We start from the raw sequence: 15,898 nt of genomic DNA on the forward strand, positions 1-15,898 counted from the left end.
AGACCGATGGCAGCGATCTCATCGATCCAGAGTGCGAAGTCGGAATTCACCGTCTCCCGGAGCCAGGTTGGCGGCAACTCGTGGACCTTCACGCCGGTAACGTCGGCTGCACGGCAGTGGGCCGTGGAGGCGACCGACTTCGGGGTGCCGGACGGAAAGGGGTCCTATTCCGTCCTGGATACCTTCGCGCCGCAGGAACTGCAGCGTCTGCATGACGAGGAGTTCGGCGTCCGCTTCGTGACGGACCACGGCCAAGATTCCATCTTGGAGGCTGCGCTTTGCATTTGGGAGGCGATGCTCGAGGCGAGACGTGTAAGCCCCGTGGAACGGGAGGCGAGGAAAGCTGACCCTGCGGAGGGGGCCGAATGGCAAGCGCAGCTGGACCAACATTGGGAACAGGTCGGCACGGTGCAGATGAGGCGCTACGCCGCCGACCTCGCCCCCGAGTTCCTGCACGTCTACGACGGTCTCGGGGGATCTGACACGCTCGAGGAGCTCAACCTCGTCCCCTATGATTGGGAATTCATCCCCGCGGTGCTCGCCCATGTCGAGTGGGAGAGTTATGGGCCCTCAATGAACATCCAGGGCGTCATCGCGGCGATGCGCGACCTTCATTCGCCAGCGCCTGCCTTGGCGCCCATGACGGCGCCGGCCCTTTGAGGAGCAGACGATGACGGCAGCGACCAGGGACTTCACCGTGGCCCGGAGCCAGAACCGCGGCCACACGTGGACGTTCACGCCCGTGTCCTCGGCGGCACGGCAGCAGGCGATCGACTTCGGGTTGCCGGACGGAAAGGGGTCCTATTCCGTCCTGGATACCTTCGCGGCGCAGGAACTGCAGCGTCTGCATGAGGAGGGTTTCGGCGTTGGCTTCGAGACGAAGCACGGCCAGGAACTCCTCATGGAGGCCGCCGTGTGTCTGTGGGAAGCGATGCTCGAGTCCAAGGACAAGTCCCCCGAGGAGCCTCCCAATTGGGAGGATCGGATGATGGAGGTGTGGGAGGAAGTCGGCACGGCCCACATGAGGCAGTTCGCTATTGGGCTCGCGCCGGCGATCCTGCATGTCTACGACGGCATTGGCGGAGCAAACGCCCTCCCGGAGTTGAACCTCATTCCCTACGATTGGATGTTTGTCCCTTCCGTGCTGGCGGAGGTTGTCTGGCACACGTCCGGACCCGTCCTCGATCCCCAGGCTGCCATTGCCACATTGCTCGAGAAGAATTCGCCCTCACCCGACCTGGCGCCTATGGCCGCCGGGCCGGGGGGCCCCTGAGCAGAGAGCAACAGGGAGAGAGAGCCGAGATGGCCAAATTTACGGTCCGGTTCGGGGCCTTGACCGACATGATCGCCAAGATCGAGGTTGATGCGCCCTCTGCCGAGGATGCCGTGCTCGTCGCACAGGGCCTCCTCGAGCCTGCAATGTTCGAGCTGCCAGACGGGGGTGCCGCGGCCCTGGTTGGCACCGAGCTTCCCATCAGTGTGGACGACGAGCAGGACGACGAGATTCTTGCCTTCGACAATCCGGAGCCCAGCGATGCTGTCCGGGCCGTCGTCGAGGTTGTGCCCGGCTGGCCCCAGATGCTTGCGGATCTCGCCGAGCGGGAGGGATGGGCCCTGCAGGCCGGGGCAGCTGGAATTGCTGTCGTTGCGCTCGAGGGGGCGGGAGGGTTCACCGGCCCCTCGGCCGACGAGCAGGCCGCGGCCCATGTGGCGCGCTTTGCCGAGCTCGGGAGTGCGCTTCATGAGAAGGCACTCGAGGCAGGGCGCCTAGAGCTCGCCCTTTATGCCGCTGCGTCGCCGGCGCCGTAGCCCCGCCGCGGTCGCGGCTTTCATCCGGCTGGGAGGATCGAAACGATGATACGGTTGCCGCGCACTTCCGAGACGGCCACGGCCGCGCCCGTCGTCACGGCGGCCGATCGTGTCGCCAGGGCTTCGCTAAACCAGGCCGGCCGGCCGCCGAAGCTGCAGGCCCAGATGGCCGCCTTCGTGGACCAGCTGCGGGCAGGACCCAGCCTTGAAGAGGCAGGGGCACTGTGGAAGCTCGCGCTCGAGGGCCTGGCCGACAAGGCGGTCTCGACCCGCGTGAACTACGTGTCGCGCTACCGGACCGAGATCAAGGCCGCCCTTGGGGAGGACAGCATCTATCTGCCGGTCGCCGTCGCGCCGGACGAGTGGGTGCGCGAGGTGCAGGGCGCCCAGGTCGCGCGGGTCGCGACACTGGCCGAGTTGATGCCGGTGCCGCGCTGGCGCGAGATCGTCGAGCGCGCCCGCGACCTCCTGCAGTCGCCCGACCCGCTCGACGTGGGGATCGGGCTGATCGTCCTCACTGGCCGCAGGCCGTTGGAGGTGTTCTCGGTCGGGGATGTCCAGCGTGTCCAGCTCAACCAGGGCCCCGGCCGGGCATTCTCCCGCTGGGCAGTCATGTTCGCCGGCCAGGCCAAGACACGCGGCGCCGAAGGCTCCCGCGCGGGCCAGGCCTTCATGATCCCGACGCTTGCGCCCGCCGGCGAGATCGTCGAGGCATTCGCCCGCCTGCGCCAGGCGGAGACGGCGGCCAGCGACCTCACGGTCGCCGCCGGCGACGTGCGCCGCATCCGGTGGGCGGACATGACGGCGGAGGATTTCAAACGGGCCTTCTCCGATCGCGGGCTGCTGCGGCAGCAGATGCCCACGCATTTCGCCGATCTCATGCCCGAAGGTGCGGGCACGACGGCTCACACCTTTCGAGCCCTCTATGCAGAGCTCGCCTTCGAGCACTTTGCGAAGGGGCGCTTCACCAAGAACAGCTTCTTCGCCGCCGTCCTGGGCCACACCGCCAAGGATCTGGAGACCTCTTTCGCCTACATGAAATTCGCCGTGCCAGAGCACCCGGGCGACGGGGATATGGCCCTCGACACCGCGACCACCCGGCGGGACGTGCTCCGCAAGAGGATCTTCGATCGCCTCGAGGAGGTCGGTCTCCTCGAGATTGGCGACGTGCATGGCGAGGGCGACGATCCGGCGGTCTCCTCGGCCTGGAGCAAAGAGCTTCTGGCCGTCACGGAGGCCCCCGCGTTGGAAGAGGAGGAGCCTGGCATTGCCGCTTCTCATCTGGACTATGGCGGAGGGCCTGGCCTCGGATGAAGTTGAGATCTGAATGGCTGCAGAGGGGTGAGCGGTGGGCCAGGATGTGACCCTGACCGTGAACGCCTGGGATGGACCTTTGCCCACGATCGGGGTGTACCTGATGGCGGCTCGCGGTCGCACGGCCTATGAAATCCTCGAGTTCCGTCCCGCGCGGCCGGGCGCTCGAATGGTCGGCCGGTTCCGCTGCCGGCGGGTGGAGCGGACAGAAGTGCCGGAAGGCGCTACGGTGATAGGATGGCAGTGGGCTCAACGATAAGAAGCGGTGAAGCCGCGCGGGGCTGGCCTCCGGGCGGTTCCGACCGAAGGGAGGCGTTCTCCTCATGAGCGATCGCAATCAGACGTTCGACTTCCCAGGGATGCGGCCGGCCCTGGTCACGGGCTGGGCCGCGCAGGAGCTCACCAAGTTTCTCGTTGCGGTCGTCGCCGTCCTCAGCCTTTGGCTGCTCGAGGTCCCGCTTCTGACTCTCGTCGATCACCTCGTGTCCGTCGCCAGCCATTCCGGTCTTCGGTTCGACGCTGCCGCGGTGGTGTCTGTGGCGACGTGGCTTGCGACCGCCCTCGTGCTGGTGGTGGTGGAGGCGATGCGGTGGGCCGTGGGCACCCGTCCCGTGTCTCCGATGACGGTCCTGCTGGTGGGGCTGGTCTGCGCCTACCTGGTCAGCTGGGTGCTGATGTGGGCCACGAGCTGACGCCCTTGGAGCATCGCTGAAACGAAAAGGGCCGCCCCTGGGCGGCCCTTTTGTTGTTCTGGCACGGCCCTGCGGATCAGGCCGCGAAGGGGCGGCTCTCGATGATCGCCAGGAGCAGATCGTCGTTCGAGGTGTGGGAGCCGGGCAGACGGCCGATGTTGCCGTTGTACTCGCGTCCCTCAACGCCCGTATCACGGATCTGGAGGGAGAGGTAGGTGTTGCCATTCTCCCGGTTCTTGCGTTCCCAGATCGCGCCGATCTCGATCGGCGTACCCTTGGGCGACCGTCCGAAGACCCGGTAGAGCGGACGATTGGAATTGCGCGCGTCGGGGTCAATGTGGGCCTCGAATGGGAAGTCGCACCAGTGGGTGGCAATCCAGCCGGAGGCGTGCTCGCGCTTGTCGTCAAATTCGATGGTATTGGCCTTCTGTTCCGCCATGTGTGCTCCTATTCCTGCGATGAACGATGATGAGCGGCGATAAGCCGGCCCAAGCCAATACTAATCGTCGCTTTGGCAGTGGCAAGGGGCACTATTCGGCGGCCGGATCAGGCGTCCCCGGCTCTGGCGGCTCGGCGCGCTGCTGCTCGGCCGCCACCTCGCGAAACACGTCAGCCGTGATGCTCCATGCCGCCTGGGCATAGGAAGATCGCGCGTTTGCAGCACGTTGGTCGAACCGGTCCGCCGCTTGGAGAGAAGGCGTCGCGCTGGATTTCATCGTTGGACCCCTCAAAAGAGCGCGGTGAACAGGCCGTCCGCCGAGCGCCGTCACAGCCGAATATGGGCGTGCGACAAGCCTCGATCAATCATGATAAGCTATGCTGAGCGGACTTGACCGGAGATTTCGCCATGCGTTGGTCTGAGGAGCAGAGTGCCATCATCAACTCGCAGGACGAGCGCCTGGTGGTGGAAGCCAGGGCCGGCACCGGAAAGACGACAACGATGGTCGGCTACACCAGGGCAAGGGAGCACATGACGTATGGCTACCTCGTCTTCAACAAGGCCAACCGAGAGGACGCCCTGGAGCGCTTTCCGGAGAACGTCACGCCCTTGACCGGCCATGGTCTCGCATACAGGGCTGTCGGGTACCGCTACCGAGGGAAAGTCGGCGATCCCAAGGCCGTCGATATATCCGAGGCCTTCGGCGTCAGCTTCCAGGAGGCAGGCAAAGCACTGGAACTGCTGAAGCGGTTCTTCAACTCGGACGAGGACAGCCTCGAGGCTGTCGCGGGCGCCTCCGAAGCGTTGCCGCTGGCGCAAGAGGTCTGGGCCGGGATGAGCAATCCCCGGAACAGAGACATTCTGATGCCCCATGACGGGTATCTGAAAATCTTCGCCCTGGAGCGGCGGCCGGTGCCGTTCGACGGGCTGATATTCGACGAGGCCCAGGACGTAAACCCGGTCACTCTCGGCATTCTCATGCGGCAGCAGAAGCCGCTGGTCGTTGTCGGAGATCCTTTTCAATCCATCTACAGCTTCCGGGGCGCGGTCAATGCCCTGGAGCAGTTCGATGGCGCGCGCCACTATCTGACGAAGAGCTACCGCTTCGGTCCGGAGGTCGCTGCAGCGGCAAACGCCGTCCTGCGGCAGTTGGGCGAGCAAAAGCTCCTCGAGGGCTGTGGGGCGTCGTCTACCGTGCAGCACGGGGCATCGCCGGGCGGCGCCTATACGTTCCTCGCGCGCACCAACGCTGGCGTCATCCAGAAGGCGATCAACTCGCCGGGAAAGACGCTCCACTTTGTGGGCAAGGGCGGCCTCGAGAACTATCGGCTGGAACGCATCCTCGATGTCCATCGGCTCTATGCGCACACCGGTGGCGAAATCCGCGATTCCGAGATCCGGAAGCTCAAGAGCTTCGACCGGGTGGTGGCATATGCCGAGCAGATCAACGATCCGGAGCTCAAGGCGATCATCAAACTCGTTCAAAACGAGGATGTGGTCCTTCCCCAGCGGCTGGCGGAGCTGAAGCTGCGGTCGGGAACGGCCGAGGAGGCAGAGCTCGTCCTCACCACCTTGCATCGCTCGAAGGGGCTCGAGTGGGACACCGTCGAGCTCGGTGAGTGCTTCGATTGGGAGGAGTTCGCGAAAGCGCGCAGCGCCGGCAAGGTCGATGAGTACCGAGAGGAGCTGAATCTGCTGTATGTCGGCGCCACGCGGGCCCGAAAGGAGCTGAACATCAACAAGACCCTGCAGGCGGTGCTCAGGGAGGCGGCCGCGGCGCCATCGGTGGCCGCGGAGAAGGTCATTCGTGTGTCCACTGCCGCGCGCGTGGAGGTGAGACAGGAGGAGGACTGCCGCTTCCTCGGCGACATGCAAGGTGATTACGACGATGACGGGCCGCAGCCGCCCGAAGCGGTGATGGAGCCGCTTCGGCAAGTGCTCTGCGATCGCTCGTGCTTCATCGTCGAGCAGGACGGCAAGTTTGGCGTGCTGGTCGAGGAGATTGTCGAGGATGTCCGGACCGGGGGCGCCCGGGGCCTTGCCGCGCCGGTCGGGAAATTGGCCGGCTCCCATCCCGCCGCACAGGTGTGGCTCACGTCCGGCCCGCACATCGAGGCGGGATGCACAGCGGTGCGCGCCTTTATCCCGGCCGAGGCCGTGAACGCAGGCCGCATCCAGGGGCTGGCGGTCGCGATGGCCGCACTCACCGGCCGCGATAGCCGTGCGAAGCTGGCGACCGCCGAGGCCATGTCGATGTGAAGCTGAACGCCCTTGCGCGAGGCACGGGCGGGCTTCGGCCGGTCAGGCCTCTTGCGGGGCCTCTGATATGAGAAAGGCCGCCAGGGGCGGCCTTTCGCGCTTCTGGGGGCGGCCTGAAGGTGCAGGCTATCCTTCTCGTCCGTCAGTTGGAGGCGGCGATCTTGTCGCCAGGTTTGCAGATGGGGGCGGTCGCCATGAAATGTACTGCCTCCTTCCAGCCGCAGGCTGCGAGATAGGCCATGCCATGCGCTTCAAGATATTGGCGCTCGGTGTAGCCCCCAAAGCTCGCACGATCCGCGCATGCCTCGTGGAGGCAAGTGGTCTTGCTGCTCACAATCCGGGCCATGAGGATGGGTTCGCCATCCTGAATAATGCGGTTGCAGCCGCGACAGCGGTGATGGTGCGCCCGCCGGGATGCCGAGTAGGTCATGGTCCAGTAGGGAGCAGGCATCTTCATGGTTGGTCCTTCCCTTGGCGCGCTCAGGCCGCGGCCTGTTCAAGATGGCCATCTGCCTCGCCGACCTGGCTTTCGATCTCGTCCAGGGCGGACATGGCCTCGTCGAAGGAGGAAACTGCGGCCTCAGCCGCTTGCCCTTTCTCTCCATCCTGGAAGCTCTGAGGCATGTTGTCGTAGTATTCCTGCTCCTCGTCGCGCAGCGCTTCGATGTCGCTGCGCAATTCCTCGGCTGCCAGCTTGAGCTCATCCAACCGCTTGCGAAAGTGTTCGATAGCTTTTCGGCGCTGCTTGTTCATGGTTGAGGTCTCTCGCCTCAGTTGGGCATGAGCGACGCGACTTCCCGCCCCTCGATGGTGATGGTGAACCCGGCTTCCTCACAGAGGGTGTGCGCAAGGTCCATGGCGTACCGTGGCTCGACCAGGTAGTTGCCGAATTGATCGAGGCTGGCCTCCTCATTGAAGTGCTCGGCGGCCCAATCGGCAGCTTCATCGGTACGGGGCTCGAACAACCAGAAAGAGCCGGCGTTGGTCAGATTCCAGTCGATCATCTCGGGCATGATCGACCCCTCAGCAGGACGCGCCGGCCAGCGGCACATAGGCTCGCTGGCTGCGATCCCAGATCATGCCGGCAGGCGAACCAATCTTCGCGATCAGATCTCGGGACAGGGCGAAGGTCTGGCCGCAGGCGTTTCGGATCGTGACGCACCCGGTGGTGGCGCTGTCATCCGCCACCACGTGGTGGATGTTGAAGGCAGGGTCGCTGGGAGCAAACGGCTTGTCGGGGCCTGTCGCGTACCACCAGCCGAGATAGTTCGGGTCCATCGTGTTGGTCCTCAGTTGGAAACGCGGCGCGGATTTCGCACGGCGGTGAGAAAGTCGGCGCCCATGCCGCCGAGTGCTTCTTCGTCAAACTCGCCGTTCGACCAGGTGTCGAGATCGTGCCCGTTGCAGGCGCGGAGCACAGCGGCGGCGGCTTCCGCCTCTTCGCGGGTGATGTAGCGGGGCTCTTTCAGGAGTGCCGCGGCGGCCGCGGTGAAGTCGGACATGGGCGTCCCTCAGCTGGATTTGTGCAATAGGGCAGCGAGACGTGCCGCGCCCTGGTCGGTCAGGATGCACAGGAGCTTCCCGCTGTTCGGACTCAGCCGGACCATCTCCTTGCCTGCCAGTGCCTTGGCGCTGCGGCCGTCAATTCCTCCGCCCGCCGCGCCCGTGACAACAGGAAGGGTGCCTCCAGCGGCACGGATCGCGGAGAGGTGGCGCAGCTCCCGTTGTTCTGTGACGTTCAGACGAGGGTTCGCCATTTGATCGTTCCTCAGTTGGAAATGGCCTTGAGGGCAGAGAGGCCGCTGGCCGTCAGGTCGATTGACCCTCCCCATTCGCCCTCGATCCAGCCCCTGCGGTGGATAGCGTCGAACACACGGTCAAGCGCAGCCCCCTGGCAGCCCACGTCACTCTCTGCGTCCATACCGATGCAGCCATTGCGCCGGATGTGCCGCAGAAGGTCGCCCTGCGCCCGCGTTGGCGCCGTGATCCTGCTCATGGTCTCGTCTCTCAGTTGGAAATGGCGCCGGCGCGCCGGCCACCCCAGGCGAAGCCGGGGCGGAGGAAGTGCCAGAGCTCCTGGCCGGCGTGATCGCGGCTGCTCACCCCGTCGATCCTGATAGCGTCTACGCGATCCTCGCCATAGGCACGCCTGGCGAGGTCGGAGGCCTCCACGTGGTTGCTGGCATCGAAGGTGCGAATGCGCGGGCCGCATGGGTGGCAATCGACCGAGCGAAGCACCTCGTAGTGGACCTGGAAAATCATCGGCTGGTCCCTCAGTGGGAAGGAGCGGTGTAGGGCTTCGCGTTAATGTGCTTGGCCGGGTCGGCGATGGGCAGGTGCCAACCGAACATCGAGCCTGAGACCATCGCCTCGCGCTGGGCGGGCGTAACGCCCATGCTGTTGTTCCGGTTGTCGATCCACGACCGCGCCGCGAGCTCATTCCCGGCCACGTGCGGAGGGACATTGCTGGCCACGCGATAGCCCGTTTCGCCGCGAAGAATGCCGATCACCTGCTGCGTGCTTTCCTCGAATGCGTAGCAGGCCTCGGGAAGATCGTTGTTGATGGTCATGGCTTTCGTCCCTCAGTTGGAATTGGCGCAGCCGGGGGCATCGCCCATGACGGCCATGAACGCTTCCCCATGCCCGGCGCGTGCCAGGGCGACCATCGCGTCAGGCAGGCCTCTAATGACGCGCAGCAGCTCCAGCATTTTCGGCGCGTTGGCCAGAGCTCGGCGCACCTCCTCAGCCAAAGCGCGGTCCACTTCAGTTGCCTTTTCGGCCGGCTGACCCTCGCCGACAACGGCAAGTATCGGCCTGCCATCGCGGTAGATCGTGATGGGGCAGCACTCGGCGAAGTGCATGTCTTCTTTGCTGGTGTAGATGGCCATGGTCTGCGTCTTTCAGTTGGAAGTGGCTATCTGCGGCCAAGGCGGTGCGCGTCGAACGGCCGCCCGGTGTTCGATTTTCAGGGACGGCCTTTCTCAGTCGGCAGAACCGCCGAGATTTCATTCCAGCGCACGACAAAATCAGACCAGCCGTGGGCGCGTACAGTGGGGCAGCCATTGGACCAAAACCCGGTGACGACGCGGGTGATCTTCTTGTAGCTGTCGCGTGTCGCAGCCTTGAATGTGATGCGGTCGCCAATGTTGAGATTTACACGTCGCATACTCTGACTCCAATCACGAAAGCTTCTGCCGCTCGCTCGCGCGTGGGAAATCCTTCCAGCGCCTTGAGCGACGGAGCGTTGAAGATGACGAACCACTCGGCGGTCGCAATTGCACTATCGACAATTCCGCCGAACACCGGATCAGGGTTGCTTATCATCCCCCCGGAATAACTTTCCGTCCACGTCCCGTGACCAAGGGCATTGAGGATCGAAACTGCGTTATCAGTCACCGGTCACGTCCTTGTGTTGTCCAACAAATCATTCCAAAAAACAATCTAGCCGTCAATCGGCGTTCCAAAAAATAATTCCATAAAATGTTTCGGGCCCCATTTTCTCGTGTTAAGTTGGAGATATGAGACAGCAAAAGCCCGCCATGTATGGCTATGCCAGGGTGTCCACGGACGATCAGCGTCTAGATCTGCAAATTGACGCGTTGACGAGGTTCGGCGTTGAAAGGGACCGAATTTTTACCGATGAAGCTTTGAGCGGCGCAACCATGAAGCGCCGCCCTGGCCTCACGGCGGCATTCAAGGCACTAAGGCCCGGCGCAAAGCTGGTCGTTTGGAAAATCGACCGTCTTGGCCGGAACTTGTCCGAACTGATCCAGACCGCAGACTTGGTACGAACGAAGGGTGCGGAGCTGATTTCACTGACCGAGCAGATCGATACGTCCAACGCCATCGGTAAGGCGATGTATCATCTGATCGGAGTATTCGCCCAACTCGAGCGCGAAATGATTGCCGAACGCACCAAGGCTGGCATTGCAGCGGCAAAGGAGAGAGGCAGAATGCCGGGCCGCCGCTCGACGCTACCGCCGGAGAAACGAGCGCTGGTGGTCGATCACATGCGCAAGGGTTTGACCTTTACCAAGATTGCGCCGCTGGTGGGCGTCAGTAAGTCCACTCTTTACAATAACGGGGATGATCTCCGAGCTGAATTGGCTGCACTACAGGCCAAAGAGATCAGCGATAGCTAAATGAGGAGTGCATAATGTCGGAGGTCGTCGCAAAGACCGCCGTGCAGGCGTTGCGCTGGATTGTAGAGAACGAGCATCATGAAGGCTTCGTCCGTGGACCGCATGATGCTGCCACGGCACTTGTCCTAGTGGGCGCTGCGCACCGCCTGGTCATCCCCTCTGGCATGACCCAGGGCTTGATGCAGCCGGCGGACTTCGACGCCACCCGCCGGATGTTCGAGCCGACCCTAGCCGGCAGAGAGCTGCTGGCTGCTTCCAATTGAGGAGGGGAAGAGGTGCCTTCAAACAACAAGGAAAGCGCTCCCCGGCGTGAGGAAGGTGATGGCGCCAAACCACGGCGAAATCGAACAAAAACAATGGAAGAACTCATGGCGCTCCCGCACCCATTCACGCGGGGTGGAAAATCGATTGAAGTGGAATACAGAGATATTGTCGTATTATACGCTATCATTAGTATGATATTTGAATGTGCCGGTGAGATAAGGGCCACGTGTCCGGAATTACAGAATGGTAAAGTGTCGGATGCCCAATCGGGCCGGTTGGCTGCATACATCTTAAGAGAGTTGGTTCCTCTGTCCGACAGTTCGCATGAACGCATGGCGCTCCTCAAAACGTTTCAATCATCTATCAAGTCCCAAGTGGAAACGCTTATGAAAATTGGGGCGTGGGCAGTGAAGGAGGGTAGAGATGCTGGCTTCGATTGATGCGGCTTCCAACTGAGGAGTGGAATTTGACGATCCCCAACATGCCATCAGCGGAAGAGACGGTTGGCTGGTCCGAGGACGCTGGGAGCGATGATCGCCATGCAGCGTGGCGGAAGGGCGACGTGAGCGTCATCTACTCTGCTACTGGCTGGTCGGCCGACGGTTACAAGCATGCGCCCACCACCCGGCCGTTTGCGGCTCGTACCGAGGAGCATGGTATCGTTCGCTCGCCAGGAGGACGCGTGCGCGTCTTCAGCAGCTTCACCGGCGCCGCTAAGGCGGCTGAGGCCGCAGCGCGAGGCGAGATCCCTGATGAGCCGGTGGTGGATTCAAAGGCCTTGCTGTCATTGGCGCGGGTCGTGAGCAAGTGCGACCCACGTTATGTCACCCTCGCCGCGGTTCGTCGCCAAGGGCTTGACGCGGACTTCGCCCGCGCTCGACGGGCCGGTCTGCTCGTGAGCGCCGGCTTTGAAACGTCGGGGGCTGCCGACGATTGGCTTAACACCGACGAGGGCCGGCGCGCGGTGTCTGCTGCGCAGGCCGGCGCTTCCAACTGAGGAGGGAAAGGCGGTGATTACGCAGGACATGCTGGAAGCGTTCGAGCGGCTGGTGCCCCGGAACGAGGACGGCTTATTCTTCATGCCGATGGCGCCAGACGAGCCCTGCTTTGTCGCGCCGAGCGACGACGAGGACCGGCCTCCGCTCGGGCATGTTTTGTCTATGGAGATCGTAGAAGGGAAGCCGACAGGCCGCTCGGCGATCGTCACCTTGCGAGCCTTCTACGACGGCATCGCGGTCGCGAAGGGGGGCTGTGGCCTAATGCACATGGCTGACTTCGAGAGCCTCGTCCGAGCTGTCGTGAACGGCGACCTCCAGCCTACGTACCCCAACTGAGGAGGCGAGCATGTGGCCGGCGGAGATGAAGGATGCCGCGCAGGAGTTTGAGGGGACCTGCGCCGGCATCGGCGAGATCGCCGAGCGCCTCGCTGTGGATGAGGACCAGGTGGAAGACCTCATGCTTGATGCGGGCCTGGAGCGCTGCTCGGACTGCGAATGGTGGTGGTGGGTAGGCGAGCTGATCGGGGACGACGGCCGGCCGGCGACCTGCGAGAGCTGTCGTTGAATGTCTGGGGCCCGCCGGCGCGGGTTCCAATTGAGGTGCGGGACCACATGGATGCATCATGCGAGGCCAGGCAGCGGCGAGCACTTCTCAGCTCCTTCGCGGGTTGGCACGCTGTCTCCGTTACTGCCATAGGGCCGGCACAACGGCAGCTTGCCTTGCGATGCGCCGGTGAATGCCTCTGGGCGCTCGGTGTGAGCGAATACGATGGCATCAAGGCCTGCGAGCCTCCGGGGCCGCAGATTGAACTGTCCGTGAGGCCCGACACTCGGCCGCCGGCGCGGCTCGATGTCCGGCAGATGCATTCAAAGTGAGGAGCTACAGGAGCGACAAAGGTGGCCTGGAATAAGAACTCGATAAGGGCGGAAGTTCAAAGGCGCGGAAGCAACCTGACGGCAATCGCAACTGCCGCCGGCATAGATCCGTCAGCATGTCGCAGCGCGCTGGTTCGCCGTCATCTTGCCGGAGAGCGAGCGATAGCTGAATTCCTGGGGCTTCAGCCGGAGGCTCTTTGGCCCACGCGTTATTCGAAGCCTTCTCCGCTCGAATGCGCGAGGCGCGCGCTAAATGGAGCTACTCAAAACTCTCCCATTTCAGACCAAGGGGAAGCTGCCGGGGGTCTTGGGGAGAGGATCATGGCGAGCGGCTTGGACCTTCTCAAGGAGCAGAGCCTGGATGCGCTGCTCTTCGCCGAGCTGGTGGCTATGGCCTTCGAGGCCGCCGAGTCCGCCAGCGTGACGGTCCTGCCATGGACGCTCGGGCATTTGGCGGCCCAGCACTTCGGCCAGATCGTGGCGTCCACCGACGATCCCAAAGAGCGGCGCGCCATGCTCAAGCTGGTATCCGTCCAGATGCGGCGGGAAATCCACCACCAGGCCATTCCCGCGCCGGGGGTGGATCAGCCAGAATGTGGCGGGCCGGCCGGCTCTTGGGACGATCCCGGGATGGATGGGCTCGAGGTCCGGCTCCGTGCGGTGCTGGTAGCCAGCGGCGTGGCGCCGGCGGACCAGTCCTCCATCCTTCATGCCTTGGCGTCCGACACCGAGAGGGCCGCCGCTGAGGCTTCCAACTGAGGAGCGCAAAGTGGCTGACATCACGGGCCGAGACCGGCAGATCCTGATTAAGGCACTGGCCTACGCCATAGCGTCGATCGAAAGCCTCCCACCACTGCGGCAGGAGGCCAACGACTGCGCCGACATGAAGAGGATACTGGAGGAGATGGTAGGATCGGACCAGGAGCTGGCGCGCGTCACCGCTTCGGTGCGGCGCCATTTGTTTCCGGAATTGCCGTCTTAGGCTGGGGTTCCAACTGAGGAGCGGCCATGGCGATCGACGTGAGGCGGCTCGACCGCGATGTGATCGATGTGCTGACCAAAGACAGCAGGCTTGTGACCTATGTGCTGCGAAACACCCTTGCGGCGCCGTGGCGCGACTACGGTTGGGGGCGCGAGCTGACGACGAGCCAGGTGCTCTCCGCCTGCCGGCGGCTCGAGGCGCGGGGGCACGTCGCGGAAGCTTCGACTAGTTACGCGACCTACAAGGCCTGGCAGATCACCGAAGCTGGCCGAGCCGAGCATCATCGGACAACGGAGCAAGGCGCCGCCGATGATCTCGTCCTGGAAGATCCGGAGAAGGCTGGCTGGTGGGCCTACAGGACCGGAACTGCAGGGAGCCGCTCGGGCATTGTCGGGGGCTTTCCGACCGCCACAGCTGCTCGTCGAGCCGCCGCAAGGGCGGCAGCGCCTATTTCCAACGGAGGAGATTGAGATGAGTGGGTTGCAGAAGATGAGGCTGGCTCATACGGCGATCGGGGGACGCATTGTCCTGGCGCGGTTCGGTGCCGATCCCACGGTCGCGCTGGAAACGCGGGATGCGCAAAGCGAGTTCTTCAAGACCGCCGTCTCCTTCGTTTTTGATGGCGACCTGCCGGCGCCAGGTAGTGCGGGGGAGGTGTCCTTTGGAGGCGGGGACGAGCAGTTCGTGATAACTATCCGCCGGCTCGATGCCGCCTCGCCCGAACATGGAGCGCCGGGAGCCTGGGGTGATCCTCGGATGGATGGGCTGGAGGTTCGCCTGCGGGAGGTGCTGGCCGCCAGCGGCGTCGCGCCAGCGGACCAATCCTCTATCCTGCACGCGCTGGCGTCTGACACGGACCGCGCGGCAAGCGAGGCTTCCAACTGAGGAGTGGGTCATGAGCGAGGTTGAGGAGCGCCTGTACCTGTCGGTGTCGCGGGAGGAGCTGGATCTCCTGCTCCGGGGCGTGGCCATGGCGGCCGCCACCGGCGCCGGGTCGGAGCTGGTGGCGCTGGGCAACGAGCTCGAAGCTCGGGCAGTCGCTGGAAAGGAGGTGGTGCAGGTCCTGAAAGGCGCCGTGCATGCCTTCCGGAGCTATCAGACCGGGACGAATGCGTCGACGGAACTCGCCGAGGGAATGGCGGACCGGTGCGGCACCCTCCTGCTACGCCTGGCGGGCCGTGGAGATCCGCTGGCACTGGAGGCGGCTGCAGATCCTTTCTTGGGCCTGCAGGCGCTGCGCCAGGCGATGGATAAGGCCGGTTTCATCAGGCCGAAGGCTTCCAACTGAGGAGGGGGATGGTGTCAGCCCTGTCACCTGTCTTCGGGTTCGCGAGTGCCTTGTCTGCTTTCTTGGCGGCCTTCTATTGGTTCCGAGCATCGGCAGTGTCGGTCGGCCCGAGCTGGGCGGTCGGAGATCTACCAAGTGGCCTGTCGGAGCCGGTCGATCCGAACCAAGCGTCGAACGGCTGGATCGTGGGGGTAGTTTCGGCCCTGGAGAGCAGCGGAAAGTTGAATAGGCGGGGTGCGCTCTGGAGCGGCATCGCCGCTATGACCGCTGGGCTATCGATTCTGGCTAGTTCACTAGGCTGATCCGCCATCCTGCACGCCCTGATGTCCGGCGCAGACCGGGCGGCAGGTGTCCAGATGATAGGAGCGAAGGCGGTCGCGGCCGCCAGGGCCCGCTGGCGGCCTCTTATGGGGAGCTGTCCCCTAAGGCGGCTGCCAAATCGGCCTGCAGGTCCTCGAGCTCGTCGCTGTCAGCATCTCCTGCCGGCAGTTTGCCGATGGCTTCCAGCCGCTCGCGAATGCGCTCTCGGGCCTGATCCAGGCGCCGGCGGGTAGGCCGAACTCCGGCGGCGCTGGGTTCCTCATCCTCCTCCATGAGGAAGTAGTCCATGTAGGCGTGGGCGGTCTCAAGCCCCTTTCCGCCTTCATTGGAGTGTCCCAGGATCGCGCAGATGTAGCTCGGCATAGAGACTTGGCGCGAGCAGAACTGCTGATAGGCTACCGTGACGTAGAGGCTGCGGAATGAGTAGGGGTCAAGAGGTTCAGTCTCCGCCACAGGTCGTCGAATGCCTCAGTGACGCCCTCGCGCAGCGACATACGAAGCGCCCGGCCGAATT

32 protein-coding genes and 1 pseudogene are annotated in these 15,898 nt (G+C 63.9%); 18 read left to right on the plus strand and 15 right to left on the minus strand.

Annotated elements, in window-relative coordinates; genetic code table 11:
- The first annotated feature begins 6 nt into the window (after nucleotides 1–6).
- The 5 genes from EZH22_RS31160 (at nucleotide 7) to EZH22_RS31180 (ending at nucleotide 3,815) form a co-directional block, all read left to right on the plus strand.
- Nucleotides 7–660 (plus strand): hypothetical protein, encoded by a 654-nt coding sequence (locus EZH22_RS31160; RefSeq protein WP_203197094.1) that lies wholly within the window; start codon nucleotides 7–9, stop codon nucleotides 658–660.
- Nucleotides 661–670: 10 nt separating this feature from the next.
- Nucleotides 671–1,273, plus strand: coding sequence for a hypothetical protein (locus EZH22_RS31165; RefSeq protein ID WP_203197095.1), 603 nt, complete (start codon nucleotides 671–673; stop codon nucleotides 1,271–1,273).
- A 29-nt stretch (nucleotides 1,274–1,302) separates the two neighbouring features.
- Nucleotides 1,303–1,809 carry a hypothetical protein gene (locus tag EZH22_RS31170; protein ID WP_203197096.1) on the plus strand — a complete coding sequence of 169 codons (507 nt, stop codon included), beginning with the start codon at nucleotides 1,303–1,305 and terminating at the stop codon, nucleotides 1,807–1,809.
- Nucleotides 1,810–1,974: 165 nt separating this feature from the next.
- Nucleotides 1,975–3,123 carry a protelomerase family protein gene (locus tag EZH22_RS31175; RefSeq protein ID WP_203197097.1) on the plus strand — a complete coding sequence of 383 codons (1,149 nt, stop codon included), beginning with the start codon at nucleotides 1,975–1,977 and terminating at the stop codon, nucleotides 3,121–3,123.
- Between the two features lie 323 nt (nucleotides 3,124–3,446).
- Nucleotides 3,447–3,815: a hypothetical protein gene (locus EZH22_RS31180; RefSeq protein ID WP_203197098.1), complete on the plus strand. Its 369-nt coding sequence runs from the start codon at nucleotides 3,447–3,449 to the stop codon at nucleotides 3,813–3,815.
- A 76-nt stretch (nucleotides 3,816–3,891) separates the two neighbouring features.
- On the opposite strand, the gene EZH22_RS31185 is transcribed toward EZH22_RS31180, so the two are convergent.
- Together EZH22_RS31185 and EZH22_RS31190 are read right to left on the minus strand one after the other, a co-directional pair.
- On the minus strand, nucleotides 3,892–4,254 hold the full coding sequence (locus EZH22_RS31185) for a DUF736 family protein (protein ID WP_203197099.1): 363 nt from the start codon (nucleotides 4,252–4,254) through the stop codon (nucleotides 3,892–3,894).
- 91 nt (nucleotides 4,255–4,345) lie between these two features.
- A complete protein-coding gene (locus tag EZH22_RS31190) occupies nucleotides 4,346–4,531 on the minus strand; it encodes a hypothetical protein (RefSeq protein WP_203197100.1) in 186 nt (61 codons plus the stop codon).
- Between the two features lie 131 nt (nucleotides 4,532–4,662).
- On the opposite strand from EZH22_RS31190, the gene EZH22_RS31195 reads away from it, so the two are divergent.
- Complete coding sequence (locus EZH22_RS31195) at nucleotides 4,663–6,513, plus strand: 3'-5' exonuclease (protein ID WP_203197101.1); 1,851 nt, start codon at nucleotides 4,663–4,665, stop codon at nucleotides 6,511–6,513.
- Nucleotides 6,514–6,655: 142 nt separating this feature from the next.
- On the opposite strand, the gene EZH22_RS31200 is transcribed toward EZH22_RS31195, so the two are convergent.
- The 12 genes from EZH22_RS31200 to EZH22_RS31255 form a co-directional block, all read right to left on the minus strand.
- Nucleotides 6,656–6,970: a hypothetical protein gene (locus tag EZH22_RS31200; RefSeq protein WP_203197102.1), complete on the minus strand. Its 315-nt coding sequence runs from the start codon at nucleotides 6,968–6,970 to the stop codon at nucleotides 6,656–6,658.
- A 23-nt stretch (nucleotides 6,971–6,993) separates the two neighbouring features.
- The gene (locus EZH22_RS31205) at nucleotides 6,994–7,266 is read right to left on the minus strand and encodes a hypothetical protein (RefSeq protein WP_203197103.1); all 273 of its coding nucleotides are present in this window, start codon (nucleotides 7,264–7,266) and stop codon (nucleotides 6,994–6,996) included.
- Between the two features lie 17 nt (nucleotides 7,267–7,283).
- Nucleotides 7,284–7,526, minus strand: coding sequence for a hypothetical protein (locus tag EZH22_RS31210; RefSeq protein ID WP_203197104.1), 243 nt, complete (start codon nucleotides 7,524–7,526; stop codon nucleotides 7,284–7,286).
- A gap of 10 nt (nucleotides 7,527–7,536) precedes the next feature.
- On the minus strand, nucleotides 7,537–7,791 hold the full coding sequence (locus EZH22_RS31215; RefSeq protein ID WP_203197105.1) for a hypothetical protein: 255 nt from the start codon (nucleotides 7,789–7,791) through the stop codon (nucleotides 7,537–7,539).
- Between the two features lie 11 nt (nucleotides 7,792–7,802).
- Nucleotides 7,803–8,015, minus strand: coding sequence for a hypothetical protein (locus tag EZH22_RS31220; protein ID WP_203197106.1), 213 nt, complete (start codon nucleotides 8,013–8,015; stop codon nucleotides 7,803–7,805).
- 9 nt (nucleotides 8,016–8,024) lie between these two features.
- Nucleotides 8,025–8,270, minus strand: a complete 246-nt coding sequence (locus EZH22_RS31225; RefSeq protein WP_203197107.1) for a hypothetical protein — start codon at nucleotides 8,268–8,270, stop codon at nucleotides 8,025–8,027.
- An 11-nt stretch (nucleotides 8,271–8,281) separates the two neighbouring features.
- Nucleotides 8,282–8,509, minus strand: a complete 228-nt coding sequence (locus EZH22_RS31230; RefSeq protein WP_203197108.1) for a hypothetical protein — start codon at nucleotides 8,507–8,509, stop codon at nucleotides 8,282–8,284.
- Between the two features lie 11 nt (nucleotides 8,510–8,520).
- Nucleotides 8,521–8,775 (minus strand): hypothetical protein, encoded by a 255-nt coding sequence (locus EZH22_RS31235; RefSeq protein ID WP_203197109.1) that lies wholly within the window; start codon nucleotides 8,773–8,775, stop codon nucleotides 8,521–8,523.
- Nucleotides 8,776–8,786: 11 nt separating this feature from the next.
- Nucleotides 8,787–9,083, minus strand: coding sequence for a hypothetical protein (locus EZH22_RS31240; protein WP_203197110.1), 297 nt, complete (start codon nucleotides 9,081–9,083; stop codon nucleotides 8,787–8,789).
- A 12-nt stretch (nucleotides 9,084–9,095) separates the two neighbouring features.
- The gene (locus EZH22_RS31245) at nucleotides 9,096–9,401 is read right to left on the minus strand and encodes a hypothetical protein (RefSeq protein WP_203197111.1); all 306 of its coding nucleotides are present in this window, start codon (nucleotides 9,399–9,401) and stop codon (nucleotides 9,096–9,098) included.
- Between the two features lie 77 nt (nucleotides 9,402–9,478).
- Complete coding sequence (locus EZH22_RS31250; protein WP_203197112.1) at nucleotides 9,479–9,679, minus strand: hypothetical protein; 201 nt, start codon at nucleotides 9,677–9,679, stop codon at nucleotides 9,479–9,481.
- The gene (locus tag EZH22_RS31255; RefSeq protein ID WP_203197113.1) at nucleotides 9,667–9,909 is read right to left on the minus strand and encodes a hypothetical protein; all 243 of its coding nucleotides are present in this window, start codon (nucleotides 9,907–9,909) and stop codon (nucleotides 9,667–9,669) included. Before EZH22_RS31255 ends, EZH22_RS31250 begins: the two co-directional genes overlap by 13 nt.
- A gap of 143 nt (nucleotides 9,910–10,052) precedes the next feature.
- Here EZH22_RS31255 and EZH22_RS31260 point away from each other — a divergent pair, with 143 nt between their 5' ends.
- From EZH22_RS31260 to EZH22_RS31310, 12 genes and pseudogenes are all read left to right on the plus strand, one after another.
- Nucleotides 10,053–10,655 (plus strand): recombinase family protein, encoded by a 603-nt coding sequence (locus tag EZH22_RS31260; protein ID WP_229646564.1) that lies wholly within the window; start codon nucleotides 10,053–10,055, stop codon nucleotides 10,653–10,655.
- Nucleotides 10,656–10,669: 14 nt separating this feature from the next.
- Nucleotides 10,670–10,918 carry a hypothetical protein gene (locus EZH22_RS31265; protein WP_203197115.1) on the plus strand — a complete coding sequence of 83 codons (249 nt, stop codon included), beginning with the start codon at nucleotides 10,670–10,672 and terminating at the stop codon, nucleotides 10,916–10,918.
- A gap of 12 nt (nucleotides 10,919–10,930) precedes the next feature.
- Nucleotides 10,931–11,359, plus strand: a complete 429-nt coding sequence (locus tag EZH22_RS31270) for a hypothetical protein (RefSeq protein ID WP_203197116.1) — start codon at nucleotides 10,931–10,933, stop codon at nucleotides 11,357–11,359.
- A gap of 122 nt (nucleotides 11,360–11,481) precedes the next feature.
- Nucleotides 11,482–11,916, plus strand: coding sequence for a hypothetical protein (locus tag EZH22_RS31275; protein ID WP_203197117.1), 435 nt, complete (start codon nucleotides 11,482–11,484; stop codon nucleotides 11,914–11,916).
- Between the two features lie 13 nt (nucleotides 11,917–11,929).
- Nucleotides 11,930–12,253 (plus strand): hypothetical protein, encoded by a 324-nt coding sequence (locus tag EZH22_RS31280; RefSeq protein WP_203197118.1) that lies wholly within the window; start codon nucleotides 11,930–11,932, stop codon nucleotides 12,251–12,253.
- 10 nt (nucleotides 12,254–12,263) lie between these two features.
- A complete protein-coding gene (locus EZH22_RS31285) occupies nucleotides 12,264–12,482 on the plus strand; it encodes a hypothetical protein (RefSeq protein WP_203197119.1) in 219 nt (72 codons plus the stop codon).
- A gap of 332 nt (nucleotides 12,483–12,814) precedes the next feature.
- A pseudogene (locus EZH22_RS33120) lies at nucleotides 12,815–13,003 on the plus strand (helix-turn-helix domain-containing protein); the annotation flags it as partial.
- A 111-nt stretch (nucleotides 13,004–13,114) separates the two neighbouring features.
- The gene (locus EZH22_RS32305) at nucleotides 13,115–13,552 is read left to right on the plus strand and encodes a hypothetical protein (protein WP_229646563.1); all 438 of its coding nucleotides are present in this window, start codon (nucleotides 13,115–13,117) and stop codon (nucleotides 13,550–13,552) included.
- Between the two features lie 10 nt (nucleotides 13,553–13,562).
- Complete coding sequence (locus EZH22_RS31295) at nucleotides 13,563–13,775, plus strand: hypothetical protein (protein WP_203197121.1); 213 nt, start codon at nucleotides 13,563–13,565, stop codon at nucleotides 13,773–13,775.
- A 26-nt stretch (nucleotides 13,776–13,801) separates the two neighbouring features.
- Nucleotides 13,802–14,245: a hypothetical protein gene (locus EZH22_RS31300; RefSeq protein WP_203197122.1), complete on the plus strand. Its 444-nt coding sequence runs from the start codon at nucleotides 13,802–13,804 to the stop codon at nucleotides 14,243–14,245.
- A 1-nt stretch (nucleotide 14,246) separates the two neighbouring features.
- Nucleotides 14,247–14,660, plus strand: coding sequence for a hypothetical protein (locus EZH22_RS31305; protein WP_203197123.1), 414 nt, complete (start codon nucleotides 14,247–14,249; stop codon nucleotides 14,658–14,660).
- Between the two features lie 10 nt (nucleotides 14,661–14,670).
- A complete protein-coding gene (locus tag EZH22_RS31310; protein ID WP_203197124.1) occupies nucleotides 14,671–15,063 on the plus strand; it encodes a hypothetical protein in 393 nt (130 codons plus the stop codon).
- Between the two features lie 405 nt (nucleotides 15,064–15,468).
- Here the strand turns inward: EZH22_RS31310 and EZH22_RS31315 are convergent, their stop codons facing one another.
- Nucleotides 15,469–15,837, minus strand: coding sequence for a protelomerase family protein (locus EZH22_RS31315; protein WP_203197125.1), 369 nt, complete (start codon nucleotides 15,835–15,837; stop codon nucleotides 15,469–15,471).
- Nucleotides 15,838–15,898: the final 61 nt, after the last annotated feature.

Origin of the sequence: Xanthobacter dioxanivorans, assembly GCF_016807805.1 — a bacterium.
In the GTDB taxonomy this organism is placed as follows: Bacteria; Pseudomonadota; Alphaproteobacteria; order Rhizobiales; family Xanthobacteraceae; genus Xanthobacter; species Xanthobacter dioxanivorans.

Bases quoted from the DNA above. Each gene is read 5' to 3' on its own strand.
- EZH22_RS31175 (WP_203197097.1), top strand. From the start codon at position 1,975: ATGGCCGCCTTCGTGGACCAGCTGCGGGCAGGACCCAGCCTTGAAGAG.
- EZH22_RS31285 (WP_203197119.1), top strand. From the start codon at position 12,264: ATGTGGCCGGCGGAGATGAAGGATGCCGCGCAGGAGTTTGAGGGGACC.
- EZH22_RS31185 (WP_203197099.1), bottom strand. From the start codon at position 4,254: ATGGCGGAACAGAAGGCCAATACCATCGAATTTGACGACAAGCGCGAG.
- EZH22_RS31165 (WP_203197095.1), top strand. From the start codon at position 671: ATGACGGCAGCGACCAGGGACTTCACCGTGGCCCGGAGCCAGAACCGC.
- EZH22_RS31180 (WP_203197098.1), top strand. From the start codon at position 3,447: ATGAGCGATCGCAATCAGACGTTCGACTTCCCAGGGATGCGGCCGGCC.
- EZH22_RS31215 (WP_203197105.1), bottom strand. From the start codon at position 7,791: ATGGACCCGAACTATCTCGGCTGGTGGTACGCGACAGGCCCCGACAAG.
- EZH22_RS31200 (WP_203197102.1), bottom strand. From the start codon at position 6,970: ATGAAGATGCCTGCTCCCTACTGGACCATGACCTACTCGGCATCCCGG.
- EZH22_RS31205 (WP_203197103.1), bottom strand. From the start codon at position 7,266: ATGAACAAGCAGCGCCGAAAAGCTATCGAACACTTTCGCAAGCGGTTG.
- EZH22_RS31225 (WP_203197107.1), bottom strand. From the start codon at position 8,270: ATGGCGAACCCTCGTCTGAACGTCACAGAACAACGGGAGCTGCGCCAC.
- EZH22_RS31310 (WP_203197124.1), top strand. From the start codon at position 14,671: ATGAGCGAGGTTGAGGAGCGCCTGTACCTGTCGGTGTCGCGGGAGGAG.
- EZH22_RS31170 (WP_203197096.1), top strand. From the start codon at position 1,303: ATGGCCAAATTTACGGTCCGGTTCGGGGCCTTGACCGACATGATCGCC.
- EZH22_RS31230 (WP_203197108.1), bottom strand. From the start codon at position 8,509: ATGAGCAGGATCACGGCGCCAACGCGGGCGCAGGGCGACCTTCTGCGG.
- EZH22_RS31210 (WP_203197104.1), bottom strand. From the start codon at position 7,526: ATGCCCGAGATGATCGACTGGAATCTGACCAACGCCGGCTCTTTCTGG.
- EZH22_RS32305 (WP_229646563.1), top strand. From the start codon at position 13,115: ATGGCGAGCGGCTTGGACCTTCTCAAGGAGCAGAGCCTGGATGCGCTG.
- EZH22_RS31245 (WP_203197111.1), bottom strand. From the start codon at position 9,401: ATGGCCATCTACACCAGCAAAGAAGACATGCACTTCGCCGAGTGCTGC.
- EZH22_RS31220 (WP_203197106.1), bottom strand. From the start codon at position 8,015: ATGTCCGACTTCACCGCGGCCGCCGCGGCACTCCTGAAAGAGCCCCGC.
- EZH22_RS31160 (WP_203197094.1), top strand. From the start codon at position 7: ATGGCAGCGATCTCATCGATCCAGAGTGCGAAGTCGGAATTCACCGTC.
- EZH22_RS31305 (WP_203197123.1), top strand. From the start codon at position 14,247: ATGAGTGGGTTGCAGAAGATGAGGCTGGCTCATACGGCGATCGGGGGA.
- EZH22_RS31265 (WP_203197115.1), top strand. From the start codon at position 10,670: ATGTCGGAGGTCGTCGCAAAGACCGCCGTGCAGGCGTTGCGCTGGATT.
- EZH22_RS31235 (WP_203197109.1), bottom strand. From the start codon at position 8,775: ATGATTTTCCAGGTCCACTACGAGGTGCTTCGCTCGGTCGATTGCCAC.
- EZH22_RS31250 (WP_203197112.1), bottom strand. From the start codon at position 9,679: ATGCGACGTGTAAATCTCAACATTGGCGACCGCATCACATTCAAGGCT.
- EZH22_RS31260 (WP_229646564.1), top strand. From the start codon at position 10,053: ATGTATGGCTATGCCAGGGTGTCCACGGACGATCAGCGTCTAGATCTG.
- EZH22_RS31195 (WP_203197101.1), top strand. From the start codon at position 4,663: ATGCGTTGGTCTGAGGAGCAGAGTGCCATCATCAACTCGCAGGACGAG.
- EZH22_RS31190 (WP_203197100.1), bottom strand. From the start codon at position 4,531: ATGAAATCCAGCGCGACGCCTTCTCTCCAAGCGGCGGACCGGTTCGAC.
- EZH22_RS31240 (WP_203197110.1), bottom strand. From the start codon at position 9,083: ATGACCATCAACAACGATCTTCCCGAGGCCTGCTACGCATTCGAGGAA.
- EZH22_RS31300 (WP_203197122.1), top strand. From the start codon at position 13,802: ATGGCGATCGACGTGAGGCGGCTCGACCGCGATGTGATCGATGTGCTG.